The organism is Pirellulales bacterium, assembly GCA_019694435.1.
Classification (GTDB): Bacteria; Planctomycetota; Planctomycetia; order Pirellulales; family JAEUIK01; genus JAIBBZ01.
In genome coordinates this window covers 1-12,672 of record JAIBBZ010000065.1, presented here as the reverse complement: position 1 = coordinate 12,672, position 12,672 = coordinate 1, and the positions used below count along the sequence as shown (strand labels likewise).

Sequence of the window (12,672 nt, the reverse complement as noted above, 5' to 3'; positions counted from 1 at the left end):
CGCCGAGTTTCTCGTCGGCCTTGCGCTCTACGAAGCAGGCGAACCGCGCGCCGCGCGCGAGCAGTTTGTCCGCACGCGCAAACTGCACCCGCGCACTCCGGAGGGCCTGGCGGCCAACGCCCGCGACGCCGCCCTGCGCCTGGCCGAGGGCCTGTACCCCGAGGCCTTGGCCGCGCTGGTCCGGGCAGTGCGCGCCGCGGGCGATCCGGCGCAATACTCGAATCCTTGGTTAAGCCTGATCCAACTGCAGGCCCAATTGCTCACGACGCACGATACGCTGCTCGCCCACAAGCAATTCGCCCTGGCCATCGAGCTGGCAAACTCGATCGAGCCGGTCGTGTCGCGCGATGATGCCATCGAGTTTCTGGCCCACAGCCACGAGGCGTGGGCCGTCGAGTTGCTCAAGCAAGTCGAAGGTCAGCCGGCCGAAGAGGCCGATCGGCTGCGGAGCGAAGCGCGCGAGCAGTACCGCCAGGCCGGCTCGCGTTTCGAGGAACTGGCCAATCTGCGTTCCACGGCCAAGACGTATATCGCGCACATCTGGTCGAGCGCCGAAAGCTTTCTCAAGGCCGATGATTACGCCGATGCCCAGCGGCTGCTGCGCCGGTACCTGGACGAGGAAGCGCGCAAGTTGCGACCCACGGCGCTCGTCAACCTGGGCGAAACCTTGTTGGCCGAGGACAAACCGACCGAGGCGCTGGCCGCCTTTGGCGAATGTCTGGAGTTCTTTCCCCACGATGCCGTGGCTTATCGAGCCCGGCTGCTGGCCAGCGCCACGCACTTTGAGCTGGGCGAGCTGGAAGCAGCGGCCGCGTTCTTGCACGAGGTGCTCAACGACGACCAGCTTACGCCGCTCAGCTTCGAGTGGCGCGAAGCCCTGTTCGCATTGGGCCGACTGCTGCACTTCGAGGGCCGCTACGACGAGGCCTTCGTCAAGCTCGACGAGGCCGTGAAGCGTTATCCCGATTCCCCGCAAACCATCGAAGCCAGGTTCTTGGCCGCCGAGTCGTACCGCCTGCACGCCGTCAAGCTGCGCAACTCGATCGACGAGCAAACTCCCGAGACGCAGCGCCAGGCAAACCTGGCCGAGGCGACGCGGCTGTACGACGAAAGCCTGGTACGGCACGCCGCGCTGCAGGACCTGCTCTTGGACTTGCTCGACCACGGACAACTCACGCCCGCCCAGCAACTGCTTCTCCGCAACAGTTACTTCGCCCGCGGCACGATCCTGATGGCCCTGGAACGTTGGGAAGAAGCGATCCGCACTTTTACGACCTTCACCAATCGCTATGCGCGCCAACCCGAAGTGCTCGACGCGTATCTGCAGATTGCCCGCTGCTACCGGCGGATGAGTCAGCCCAACGAGGCCCGGGCCACGCTCGAGCAGGCCAAGGTGGCGCTCGAGCGGATGGAGCCCACGACACAATTCGAGGAATCGACCAGCTTCAGCCGCACCGAGTGGACCGACCTGTTGGCCTGGGCCACCACGCTGTAAACACCCATGCATCTCGAAACCGACATCCTGGCCGAACTCATCTCGCGCAAGCGGGTCTGCCTGGCGCATTTGCTGCAGCTCGGCGAACGCCAGCGGGAGATGATCGCCGCGGGCGAGATGGCGGGCCTGCTCAAGGTCCTCGGCGGCAAACAGCGGCTATTGGCCGAACTGCAGACCCTTGAACGGGCGCTGGACCGGTTTCGCGACCAAGACCCCGACGCGCGCGTTTGGCGCAGTCCCGAGGCGCGCCAGCGGTGCGCCGCCGAGGTGGCCGACTGCGAGACGTTTCTGGCCGCGATTCTGCAGCAGGAGCGCAGCAGCGAAGACGAACTGCGCCGCCGCCGCGACGACGCGCAACAGCGGCTCGAAGCGGCCCACGGCTCGCGCCAGGTGCTCGGCGCCTACCTGGCCGAATCTCCCGATACGTTGCATCAACTCGACCTGGCCTCGGAAAGCTGAGGAACTCGCGATGGACGATGGCGAACCCTATATCCTGCCGCTGGAACGTCGTCACGAGCTTGAGTCTGTGCTCGAAGCGTGGCATGGCGCCACCGTGCGACTCGAACAAACCCACGAAATGCTGTGCGCCGAGGTCCGTCGGCTGACGACCGAGCTCGAAGCCAAGAACCGCGAACTGGCCCGTAAGAACCGTCTGGCGGATTTGGGCCAGGTGGCTTCGCTCGTGGCCCACGAGGTGCGCAACGGCCTGATGCCCGTCACGTTGTATCTCAGCCTGCTCAAGCGGCGTTTGTCCGACGACCCCGGCGCCGTGACGATCGTCGAGAAGATCGCCGGCGCGTGTACGTCGCTCGATGCGACGGTCAACGACCTGTTGCACTTCGCCGGCCAGCGCGAGCCGCGCCGGCAGCGCTGCCCGGTGCGGAAGCTCGTCGAAGACGTGCTGGGCGGCCTGGCCGCGCAGTTGCGCTCGCAGGGCATCGAGACGACCGTCGACGTGCCGTTCGCGCAAACGGCATGGGCCGATCCGGACATGCTGCGGCGCGTCGTGCTGAACCTCACGCTCAATGCCATCGATGCGATGCCCGACGGTGGCGAGCTGGTGATTACCTCGTTCGAGGGCCGCGATTGGTTCGAGCTCGAGGTGGCCGACAGCGGGCCGGGCATGCACGACGACGTCCGTCGCCGGGCCTGCGAACCGTTTTTCACCACGAAGAGCGCCGGTACCGGACTGGGTTTGGCGATCGTCAACCACATCGCCGACACCCACGGCGGCGCGATTCGCATCGACAACTGTCCCGAGGGTGGCGCGGCGCTGACTTTGCGGCTGCCGCGCGCCATGCGCCAGGAGGCCGCGGCATGAAGACTTCGAACTCCGGCACCTCTCGGGCCACGCTGCCGGCCCCGCGCGTCCTCGTGGTCGACGATCACGCGCCGGCCCGAGAATCGATGTGCGACATCCTCCGGCAGGCCGGCCATGAGGTCGACGCCGCGGTCGGCGCGAGCCAGGCGCTGGCGCGGATGAAAACCGAATCGTACGACGTCGTGCTCACCGATTTGCAGATGCCGGGCATGAGCGGCCTGGAATTCCTGCGGCAAATCCGCCAGCGCGACCATGGCCCGCAGGTGATCCTGGTGACCGGCTATGCTTCGGTATCGACGGCCGTCGAAGCGATGCGCGACGGAGCCTTCGACTACATCGAAAAACCGTTCGACGCCGAACAGCTCGAAGGCCTCGTGGCCCGCGCCATCCAGCAGGCCGGGCTGATCGATCAGCGCGCGACGATCAGCGGTCCAGCCAGCATGTCGGCCTCGATGGTCGGTTCGAGCGAGGTGATGCAACGTCTGCGCGGCCGCGTGGCGCAGGTCGCCCGGTCGCAAGAAACCGTGCTGATCTGCGGCGAAAGCGGCACCGGCAAAGAGCTGGTTGCACGGGCCGTGCATGCCGCCAGCCCGCGCAGCGCAGCCCCGCTGGTCAGTCTGAACTGCCCCGTGCTGTCCGCGCAGCTCATGGAAAGCGAATTGTTCGGCCACGAGCGCGGCGCCTTTACCGGCGCCGACGCGCCGCGCACCGGCCGCTTCGAGCTGGCCGACCACGGCACTATCCTGCTGGACGAAATCACGGAAATCGAGCCGCACTTGCAGGCCAAGCTGCTGCGCGTGCTGCAAGAGCGCTCGTTCGAGCGCGTGGGGTCGAGCGCGACGCTGCACGTCGATGTCCGCGTCCTGGCGACGACCAACCGCGACCTGTTGGCCGAGGTGGCCGCGGGCCGGTTCCGCGAAGACTTGTATTATCGCCTGGCCGTGTTGCCGCTGGCCGTCCCGCCGTTGCGCGAGCGGCGCGACGATGTGCCGGAGCTGGTCGACCATTTTCGCAACCGCGCGGCCGAGCGGCTACAGGTCGAGCCTTGCGAGTTCACCCGCGCGGCGCTCGACCTGCTCGTGCATTACGACTGGCCGGGCAATGTCCGTGAACTGGAAAACATCGTCACCCGCGCGAGCGTGCTCAGCGGCGGCGCGCCGGTCTCGGCCGACGAACTGCAGCCATGGCTGTTACGCACGCCCGAGCACGGTCCGGCTGCGGCGGCGCTGCCCGTGGGCCTGAGCCTGCACGAGATGGAACGCAAGCTCATCGAATCGACGCTCGAACGATTCGGCGGCCATCGCGAAAAGACGGCCAAAGCGCTGGGCATCGGCATTCGTACCTTGTCGGGCAAGTTGAAGACCTACGGCTATGCCCCGCGCACCAAGAACTTCGCCTCGGCGGCGTGAACGACACCTCGGCAGGCCCATGCAACGAAACCGTGGACATCGGCAGATTCAGCGCGTGCCAAGCGGCAATTCCTGCCGGTTCGCCGGTTGGTGCGACGGCGCGCCGCCGGCGTGCCAGCCCGGCGCCGGCGATGACAAACCGTGTGGCGGCAAGCATTTCCTGCCCTGGCTCTTGGCCATCGGGGGGCGGGCCTGCGCGTGCCGGCACGTCGGTTGCGTCGGGCCCATGACAGCACTCTTGTGTTTCAGGTGAATCATGTTCGACTCGCAGCTCTTTGCCGGATCGCCCATCCCGGTGCTCGAACAGACCGTACTGTTCGCAGGCAAGCGGCATGCGCTGCTGGCCGGGAACATTGCGAATCTCGATACGCCCGGCTACCGCGCCAAGGATGTCTCGCCCGCACAGTTCGAAGCCCGGCTGCGCAAGGCGATCGACGCCCGGCGGCAGTCCCCGCATTCGCTGAACGAGGTTGCGCATCGGAGCGACCCGGTGCGCGAGGTGCGTAACGATTTCGAAAGCATGGTCCGGCACGACGACGGTAACGTCGTGCTCGAAGACCAGGTCAAAGAGATTTCCAAGAACCAGCAGCGCCACAACGTGGCCATCGCGTTGCTCACCAGCCAGTTCCGGCTGATGCAGGCGGCGATTAGTGAGCGTGTCTAAAGAGATCCCACGCTGAGGAGACGATTGCCATGATTTCGGCCCTCGATATCAGTACCAGCGGCCTGGTGGCTCAACGGGCGCGGCTCAACGCGATCTCCAGCAACATCGCCAATATGTCGACCACGCATAACGAGGCCGGCGAGCGCGTGCCCTATCAGCCGCGCTACGTCGTGTTTCAAACCGACGCCGACGTGCGGCACCCCGAGCGGGCCTCGGGCGTGAAGGTGAGCAGCATCGAGATTTCCGACGTCGATCCGCGGATGAAGTATCAGCCCGGCCACCCCGATGCCGACGCGCGGGGCTACGTGGCCTATCCGAACATCGACCTGACGTCGGAGTTCGTCGATGCCCTCGAAGCGACGCGTGCTTATGAGGCGAACATCGGCGTGATCGAAGTCACCAAGAACATGAGCGAACAGACCTTGCGGATCGTGGCCTGAGAGGTCCGACCGTTGGAAAGGGAACTGCCATGATGCCCGGACTCCCCAGCGTGCAAGCCAGCCAGATCCCGCTGCCTCCGGCTGCGCCCGGCGTACCCGGTGCCGGAGCGAGCGCCGCCACGGGTGGCTCGTCTTTCAAGAGCATGCTGGTCGACTCGATCGACCAGGTCAACGCGATGCAAAGCGAGGCCAACCGCGCGATCGAGGCCCTGGCCACGGGCGAAGACGTCCAGCCGGCCGAAGTGCTGACTGCCGTACAGAAGGCCGACCTGGCATTCAAGATGGTCATGCAGGTCCGCAACAAGCTGATGGCCGCCTACGAGGAGGTTAAGCAGATTCGCGTTTGATCGCCCGCACCTAACCCCGCCCCGCGGTCGCGTATTTGCCCGACTAAGCAGTCGCCTGGAGTTCATGGATGGACTTTCTGAATCAAGCTATGGCGCAACTGACCGAGCTGTTCCGCTCGATGACGCCTGCCGCGCGCGTCATCTCGGTGCTGCTCTTGGCCGTCGTGATTGCGAGCGTCGGGTTCCTGGTCAATACGGGTGTGGCGGGACCCGATGCGTACCTGCTCAGCGGGCGCAGCTTCTCGCCCGACGAGCTCGAAAAGGTCGAAGCGGCGCTCGGGGCGGCGGGCCTGAGCAATTACACGGTCGAAGGCACCAAGGTCCTCGTGCCACGTGGGCAGCAGGCCAGCTATCTGGCCGCGCTCGCCGAGAACAACGCGCTGCCACGCAACTTCGGCGACCACTTGCGCGACGCCATGAACGCCGGCGGCCCCCTGGCCAGCCGCCACGACCAGCAGGAACGACTCAAGATTGCTCGCCAGACTGAAATCGCCCAGATCATCAGCAACATGTCGGGCATCTCGAAGGCGGCCGTACTCTACGACACCAAGTCGCGCGGCATGCTCAAGCGCGACGAGGTGATTACAGCCTCGGTCCACATCGAGGCCAGCGATCCAGGGTCGCTCGACGATGCCCGGATTCGCGCGATTCGCCACCTGGTGGCGGGCTCGATTGCGGGACTGGCCCCCGACGGCGTGACCGTCACCGATGCGTCGGGGCGGACCTGGGCCGGCGGTTCGCCCGCCAGCGGCGGCAGTTCGATGGACGACGCCTACATGTCGCGGTGGCGCGACTATCAGAAGGAATACGAAACGAAGGTCCTCGCCGCGTTGTCCTATGTGCCAGGCGTCACCGTGGCGGTCGACGTGGAGCTCGACCGCGAGGTTGAAAGCACGCTTGACCAGGTCAAGGTCGATCCCAAGGCCGTGGCCGTGCGGACCGAAAAAGAAACGCTCAACAACACCAACCACAGCGCCAATAGCGCCGGCCGCCCAGGGTTCCAAGCGCAGCAGCCCAACCAAGGCGCCGCCTTGGCCAACGCAGCCGCTCCGGGCCCGGCCAGCGTCGAAAAGACGACGCGCAACGAAGAGGATTTGACGACCGGTCACGATCGGATGCACAGCCGCAAGGTGGGACTGGTGCCGAAGCGCGTGGCGTTTGCCGTCGGCATTCCCAGCGGCTACCTGGCCAAGATCTGGTCAGAACAGAACCCGCCGGCCGCCGGTCAAGAACCGGCCAAGCCCGACGCGGCCGCGCTGGCCAAGATCGAAGAAAAGGTCGTCACCGACATCAAGGCGCATCTGGCCACGATGGTCGTGGCGCCGCCCGAGACAACCGATCTGAAGTCGCTGGTGACGGTGACCACGTTCCAGCAGCTTGCTCCCACCGAGATCGCCGGACCGACCACGGCGAGCACCGCCCTGGCATGGCTCAGCGAATACGGCAGCACGGCGGCCATGCTCGGCCTAGGCCTGTTCGCCCTGATGATGCTGCGTTCGACGATACGCGGCGTGCCGGCGGCGTCCAGCGCGAACGCGTCGTCGGCCGGCGCGGCAAGCGCTCCGAACATCATCGCCGCCACCGTACCAGCCGGCGAAGCCGAAATGGCCGGGGGTGCCGGCGGCGAACCCGCGCCACGCGAGAACCGCCTCGCCCGCCGTCGCGAAGGCGGGCCGTCGATCCGCGAGGAACTGACTGAGATTGTCAAGGAAGACCCCGCCTCGGCCGCCAACATTCTTCAAGCCTGGATCAGTAGCGCAATTTGAAATCGCCCATGAGTCCGCAAGCCCTCCGTAAAGCAGCGATTCTTGTCGCCAGCCTCGAACCCGAAGCGGCCGAGCGCGTGCTCGACCTGTTGGGCGACGCCCAGGCACGATTGGTGCGCGAAGCGCTCATTCGTCTGCCGGCGATCGAGCCGAGCGAGCAGCAACAAATCATCGAAGAATTCCTGCGCGTCGGTCCCTGGGACGGCGCCGGGGCCGAGCCGGTACCGCCAGCGCCGACGGGCGTCGAGCTGGGCGGTTCGCTGGCGGCATGGCAACCGGCCCCCCAACCCGAGGCAGCTGAGCCCGACGCGGTCGTCGATCCGAGCGCTGCGCCGTTCGACTTCCTGCATACGGCCCATTCGCAGCACGTTGCGCCGTTCCTCAGCCAAGAGCATCCGCAGACGATTGCCCTGGTCGTGTCGCATTTGGCGCCCGAGCGGGCCGCGGAAATCCTCGCGCGTTTGCCGGCCGACGTCCAGCTCGAGGTCGTGGCACGGCTCGTCGACCTCGACGAAGCGCACCCCGAGATGGTGCGCGCGGTCGAACGGGGCCTTGAAAGCCGACTGTCGGTGCAGTCGCAGCGACTGCAGCGGCGCAGCGCCGGTGTGGCCCGGGTGATGAGCATTCTGGCCGCGAGCGATCGGGCGCTGGCCGACCGGATCGTGGGCAACCTGCAGTACTTCGACCCCGATCTGGCCGACGCTCTGGCGCCGCGGACCTGGTCGTTTGACGACGTGCTCCGATTGGACAACGCCTCGCTGGCGGCGCTCTTGGCGGCCGCGCCGCACGAACTCGTCGTCCTGGCGTTGGCCGGCTCGAACGAAGGCTTCACGCACCGGGTGTTGGCGTTGTTCGGCCCCCGCGACGCGGCGGCGCTCGAACAGCAGCTCGCCACGCTCGGGCCGACGCGGCTCAGCGATGTCGAGACGGCACAACACGAACTGGCCGAGCTGTGGGGCCGCTTGCACGCTACGGGCCGTCGCAATCCGCCCGCACCCCAAGGCTCCCTGGCCGCTTAACCCCACCTGAGAGATTCCTGCATTGTCGAGCATCATCAAGGCCACTGATCGCGATCGCGGCATCCATCCGGCCGCGTTCAACATGAACGATCTGCGCGCCGAGGCCGATCGCCAACTGCAGGAGATCCGCGCGCAGGCCGAAGGCATCATCACGCAGGCGCGTAAGCAGGCCGAGGCCGTCAAGAAGCAGGCACAGACCGAGGGCCAGCAACTGGCCCAAAAAGCCTTGTCGCAACTGGCCGCGACCGAGGCCGCTAAGCGCTTAGAAACCCTGTTCCCGGCACTGCGACAGGCCATCGGCCAACTCGATCAGGTGCAGCAACACCTGATCGGCCAATGGGAGCAACGCATCATTCGCCTGGCGTGCGCGATCGCCGAGCGCGTCATCCGCCGCGAATTGGCCCAGACGCCCGACATCACGCTCGACCTGGTGCGCGAAGGACTGCAGCTTGCCGCCGGGGCGCCGCAATTGCGGTTGTTGCTCAACCCGGCCGACCAGGCGCAGCTGAGCGAGCAACTGGCCCTGATCACCAAGGAATTCAATCGGCTCGGGCCCACCGAAATCGTAGCCGATCCGCGTATCGAGCTGGGCGGCTGCAGGATCGAGACGTCGTTCGGCTCGATCGACCAGCAATTCTCCGTCCAACTCGCCCGGATCGCGTCGGAACTGGCCTAGCTCAACCCATGCTCGACCTCGAAGCACAAGTCGCCCAGATCATGCCCACCGCGATCGCAGGTCGCGTCGTGCGAACTTTGGGACTTACCGCCGCCGTCGAAGGCTTTCCGGCGCCCGTCGGCGCCGTCGCCGAGATCGAGCGGCACGCCGGCGCACCCGTGCCGGCCGAGGTCGTGGGCTTCAACGGCGGCGAGACGATTCTGTTCCCCTTGAGCGATATGTCGGGAGTCCGGCACGGCAATGCGGTCCGCCTGGTGCAGACCGTACCCTACCTGCGCGTCGGACCCGAGCTGCTCGGGCGCGTGATCGACGCCCGAGGCCGCGCGATCGATGGCGGCCCGCAACCGGCACTGGCTCACCGGATTCCGATTCAGCGTTCTGCGCCCCTGGCCACGCAACGCCCGCGGATCGATACTCCCCTGTCGACGGGCATCCGTTCGATCGACGGCCTGCTGACTTGCGGGCGCGGCCAACGGATGGGCATCTTTGCCGGGCCAGGCGTGGGCAAGAGCGTGACTCTCGGCATGATGGCCCGGTACACCAGTGCCGACATCCGGGTGATCGGCCTGGTCGGCGAACGCGGCCGCGAGCTGAACGAATTCCTCGAGCGCGACCTGGGCCCCGAAGGGCGTGCCCGCAGCGTCGTGGTCGTGGCAACCAGCGACGAGCCGGCCATTCTGCGCGTGCGGGCGGCGCTCGTGGCGACGGCCCTTGCCGAATACTTTCGGGACCTGCAGCAAGACGTGCTGCTGCTAGTCGACTCGCTCACGCGGTTCGCGATGGCACAGCGCGAAATCGGGCTCGCGGCGGGCGAGCCGCCGGCGACGCGCGGCTATCCGCCCTCGGTCTTTGCCATGCTGCCGAAGCTCGTGGAGCGCGCCGGGCGCACCACGGATGGCAGCATCACGGCCTTTTATTCCGTGCTGGTCGAGGCCGACGATCCGAACGAGCCGATCGGCGACGCCGTGCGTGGGCTGCTCGATGGGCACACCTGGCTGTCGCGCAAGATCGCCTCGCGCGGCCACTACCCGGCGGTCGACGTGCTCGACAGCCTGAGCCGGCTGATGAGCACGATCGCGCCGCCCGAACACCAAGAGGCCGCGCGGTTCGTGCGCGAGCTGTTGGCCGCATATCGCGAGAACGAAGACCTGATTTCGATTGGCGCCTACCGGCGCGGCACCAACCCGGTCGTCGATCTGGCGGTCGACATGCGTGACGAGATCAATCTGTTCCTGCGGCAGCGTATCGAGGAGCCGGCCACGGTCGAATCAGCCCGCGAAGGACTCGAGGCCCTGGTGCGCAGCGCCGCGCGCCGGCGCAACGTCCCCCAACCGACAACCCCCGCCGGCCGCGCGCCGACCCCACGCACCGCAACCGCGTAACGAGCTGAATCCGCATGGCCCGCTTCCGATTTCGCCTGCAGACGTTGCTGCACCTCCGCGAGGCCGCTCGCGACGAGCGGCGCACCGCCTTGGGCGAAGCCTTGGCAGCCGAAGCGGTGCTGCTCGAGCGCCGGGCCGAGATTGACGCGCAGTTACAGGCGCAGCACGAACTGGCCCAGACCCGGGGCCTGGGCCCGCTCGACGTCGATGCGCTGTTGAACATCGAGCGTTATGAAATGCTGTTGCGCGCTGAACGACAGCTGCTTGAAAAGCAATTGCGCTCCGTGCAGGAGGAAATCGAGGTCCGCCGCGCGGCACTGGCCGAAGCCGATCGCCAGGTGCGCATCCTCGAACGACTCCGCGAAACCCAACAAGATCGCTTCGAGCACGAAGCCCGCCGCCTGGAGCATCTACAGCTTGACGAGGTGGCTGCGCAGCGCTGGCTGCGGGAGGCCCGTTCATGATCGGCAAGCTGATCAAGATGCTCGCCGCCGGGCTGGCTTATTTCGCGCTGGGTACGCTGCTGGCCGAAGGCGTCGCGGTCTACCTGCTCTGGTCGCAAGGTGGACTTGCGCCGGACCGCCTCACCCAGGCGCTGGCGGCGCTGCAAGGCGTCAAGCTGCCCGAACCGGAAACCGCCGAACAACCGGTCGCGCCGCCGCAACCGTCGCTGGAAGATATCGCCTGGGCCCGGGCCATCAAACTGCGCCAGATCGAGCAGCGTGAGACGGCACTCGCTGCGGTTCGGGAAATGGCTCGCGAAGACCGCCAGGCAATCACGGCCGAGAAGACTGAGCTGAACAATCAGCGTCAGGCGTATACCGCCGAGTTGGCCACGCTGCACGACACCGCCATCGAACAGGGCCGCGAGCATGCGCGGCAATTGCTCGAAGGGCTCGATCCGGACAAGGCCAAGGCACAGGTCTTGAAGATGCTCGATAACGACCAGCTCGACGAAGTCGTGATGATGTTTCAGCAGATGTCGACGGCCAAGCGCAACGACATTGCCAACGAGTTCGAGAACGAAGAAGAAAAAGAAAAGCTGGCGGAGATTCTCCGCCGCACCCATCAAGGCGTGCCCGATGCGGAAACCGCCGCGCGGGCCATGCGCGCAGCGGCCGAAGACGCCGCGGCGGTGGACGGCGACGACAACGCCGCCGGCGAACCGGCCGCGCCCTAAACCGTCGAGCAATTGAAGTACAAGGATTAACCCCGCAGATGGATCGCGTGACGACGGACAACCTGAGCTTTCGTCTGCCGCTTCTCGACTTGCCGTCGCGCGGCACGTCACCGGTCGCGCCGGTACTACCGCCGGCCGGCGAATCGTCGCCGTCGTTCCAAAGGCAGCTTGATTCGGCGACCCAGTCGGCGACGCCGGCACCGGCCAAGGAGCCGGAACCCGTCGCTGCGTCGTCGCCTTCGGCATCGGCTCCGCCGCCCGCCGCGAAACGGCGCGAGTCGGAAGAGGAACATCCCGCGTCCGACCCTGAGGATCCCACGGCGGTCGTGCCGGCCGATGCACATCTGCCGAACGCGCCCGCCGAATCATCACTGGCACAGGAAGACGACGGATCGCAGGCCGTAGCGCCGCTCGAAGAGTCGACCGCGAAGCCGCGCAGCGCGAAAGGCAAGCGCGGCGCAGCGCAGGCGGACGAGGGACAGCTCAAGAAAGTGCCCGTAGAAGCGCAGGTCGAAACGTCGCCGGATGCCCGGTCAGGCGCGGCCGAGTCGCCGGCCCGCGACGCCGAGCAATCGCTGGCCGGCGCGACCAAGGCCGAAGAGACGGTCGCCAAGGCCCAACCCGTTGCGCAAACGGGCAAGCCGGCCGCCAGCGCGGGGAAGTCGTCGCCGGGACCGACCGCGGCCGTACAACCGACGTCTGACGTTGCGAACGATGCATCGACCAAGAATTCCGATACCGAGGCGAACGCCCAGCCTGTCGCCGATCCGACTGGCGAGATTTCGGCGGTCACGGCCGACGCCGCGGTCAGCGATCCGGCAGCACAAACAGCCGCCACGGCTGCGGCTGGCGAGCAGGTGAAGCCAGCTGCGGTGAACTCGAGCCGCGCCCAGCGCTCGGCCAACGAGCGCACGACGGCTCGCCAGGGCCAGTCGGCCGACGACACGAAGCAAACTGCTCCTGAGACGAAGCC

At 66.7% G+C, this 12,672-nt stretch carries 14 protein-coding genes; all 14 read left to right on the top strand.

What is annotated here, in order from left to right:
- Positions 1-1,495: tetratricopeptide repeat protein (locus tag K1X74_22920; GenBank protein MBX7169204.1), on the top strand; the 1,495-nt coding region annotated here is incomplete at its 5' end.
- A gap of 6 nt (positions 1,496-1,501) precedes the next feature.
- Positions 1,502-1,954: a flagellar protein FlgN gene (locus tag K1X74_22915; protein ID MBX7169203.1), complete on the top strand. Its 453-nt coding sequence runs from the start codon at positions 1,502-1,504 to the stop codon at positions 1,952-1,954.
- A 10-nt stretch (positions 1,955-1,964) separates the two neighbouring features.
- Positions 1,965-2,816 (top strand): sensor histidine kinase, encoded by an 852-nt coding sequence (locus K1X74_22910; GenBank protein ID MBX7169202.1) that lies wholly within the window; start codon positions 1,965-1,967, stop codon positions 2,814-2,816.
- Complete coding sequence (locus K1X74_22905) at positions 2,813-4,225, top strand: sigma-54 dependent transcriptional regulator (protein ID MBX7169201.1); 1,413 nt, start codon at positions 2,813-2,815, stop codon at positions 4,223-4,225. Before K1X74_22910 ends, K1X74_22905 begins: the two co-directional genes overlap by 4 nt.
- 256 nt (positions 4,226-4,481) lie before the next feature.
- A complete protein-coding gene (locus tag K1X74_22900; GenBank protein MBX7169200.1) occupies positions 4,482-4,889 on the top strand; it encodes a flagellar basal body rod protein FlgB in 408 nt (135 codons plus the stop codon).
- A gap of 29 nt (positions 4,890-4,918) precedes the next feature.
- Positions 4,919-5,329, top strand: a complete 411-nt coding sequence (flgC, locus tag K1X74_22895; protein ID MBX7169199.1) for a flagellar basal body rod protein FlgC — start codon at positions 4,919-4,921, stop codon at positions 5,327-5,329.
- A 29-nt stretch (positions 5,330-5,358) separates the two neighbouring features.
- Positions 5,359-5,676: a flagellar hook-basal body complex protein FliE gene (fliE, locus tag K1X74_22890; protein ID MBX7169198.1), complete on the top strand. Its 318-nt coding sequence runs from the start codon at positions 5,359-5,361 to the stop codon at positions 5,674-5,676.
- Between the two features lie 68 nt (positions 5,677-5,744).
- Positions 5,745-7,442: a hypothetical protein gene (locus K1X74_22885; GenBank protein MBX7169197.1), complete on the top strand. Its 1,698-nt coding sequence runs from the start codon at positions 5,745-5,747 to the stop codon at positions 7,440-7,442.
- Between the two features lie 8 nt (positions 7,443-7,450).
- Positions 7,451-8,461, top strand: coding sequence for a hypothetical protein (locus K1X74_22880; protein ID MBX7169196.1), 1,011 nt, complete (start codon positions 7,451-7,453; stop codon positions 8,459-8,461).
- 22 nt (positions 8,462-8,483) lie between these two features.
- Complete coding sequence (locus K1X74_22875; GenBank protein MBX7169195.1) at positions 8,484-9,137, top strand: hypothetical protein; 654 nt, start codon at positions 8,484-8,486, stop codon at positions 9,135-9,137.
- A gap of 8 nt (positions 9,138-9,145) precedes the next feature.
- Complete coding sequence (locus K1X74_22870; protein ID MBX7169194.1) at positions 9,146-10,519, top strand: FliI/YscN family ATPase; 1,374 nt, start codon at positions 9,146-9,148, stop codon at positions 10,517-10,519.
- A gap of 14 nt (positions 10,520-10,533) precedes the next feature.
- A complete protein-coding gene (fliJ, locus tag K1X74_22865; GenBank protein MBX7169193.1) occupies positions 10,534-10,983 on the top strand; it encodes a flagellar export protein FliJ in 450 nt (149 codons plus the stop codon).
- Positions 10,980-11,699: a hypothetical protein gene (locus K1X74_22860; GenBank protein ID MBX7169192.1), complete on the top strand. Its 720-nt coding sequence runs from the start codon at positions 10,980-10,982 to the stop codon at positions 11,697-11,699. The genes fliJ and K1X74_22860 overlap by 4 nt, the downstream gene beginning before the upstream one ends.
- 38 nt (positions 11,700-11,737) lie before the next feature.
- On the top strand, positions 11,738-12,672 hold a 935-nt coding region (locus K1X74_22855; protein ID MBX7169191.1), incomplete at its 3' end, for a hypothetical protein.

What these genes read in the sequence shown, in the direction of transcription:
- K1X74_22915 (MBX7169203.1), top strand. Translation starts at nt 1,502, where the DNA reads ATGCATCTCGAAACCGACATCCTGGCCGAACTCATCTCGCGCAAGCGG.
- K1X74_22910 (MBX7169202.1), top strand. Translation starts at nt 1,965, where the DNA reads ATGGACGATGGCGAACCCTATATCCTGCCGCTGGAACGTCGTCACGAG.
- K1X74_22905 (MBX7169201.1), top strand. Translation starts at nt 2,813, where the DNA reads ATGAAGACTTCGAACTCCGGCACCTCTCGGGCCACGCTGCCGGCCCCG.
- K1X74_22900 (MBX7169200.1), top strand. Translation starts at nt 4,482, where the DNA reads ATGTTCGACTCGCAGCTCTTTGCCGGATCGCCCATCCCGGTGCTCGAA.
- flgC (MBX7169199.1), top strand. Translation starts at nt 4,919, where the DNA reads ATGATTTCGGCCCTCGATATCAGTACCAGCGGCCTGGTGGCTCAACGG.
- fliE (MBX7169198.1), top strand. Translation starts at nt 5,359, where the DNA reads ATGATGCCCGGACTCCCCAGCGTGCAAGCCAGCCAGATCCCGCTGCCT.
- K1X74_22885 (MBX7169197.1), top strand. Translation starts at nt 5,745, where the DNA reads ATGGACTTTCTGAATCAAGCTATGGCGCAACTGACCGAGCTGTTCCGC.
- K1X74_22880 (MBX7169196.1), top strand. Translation starts at nt 7,451, where the DNA reads ATGAGTCCGCAAGCCCTCCGTAAAGCAGCGATTCTTGTCGCCAGCCTC.
- K1X74_22870 (MBX7169194.1), top strand. Translation starts at nt 9,146, where the DNA reads ATGCTCGACCTCGAAGCACAAGTCGCCCAGATCATGCCCACCGCGATC.
- fliJ (MBX7169193.1), top strand. Translation starts at nt 10,534, where the DNA reads ATGGCCCGCTTCCGATTTCGCCTGCAGACGTTGCTGCACCTCCGCGAG.
- K1X74_22860 (MBX7169192.1), top strand. Translation starts at nt 10,980, where the DNA reads ATGATCGGCAAGCTGATCAAGATGCTCGCCGCCGGGCTGGCTTATTTC.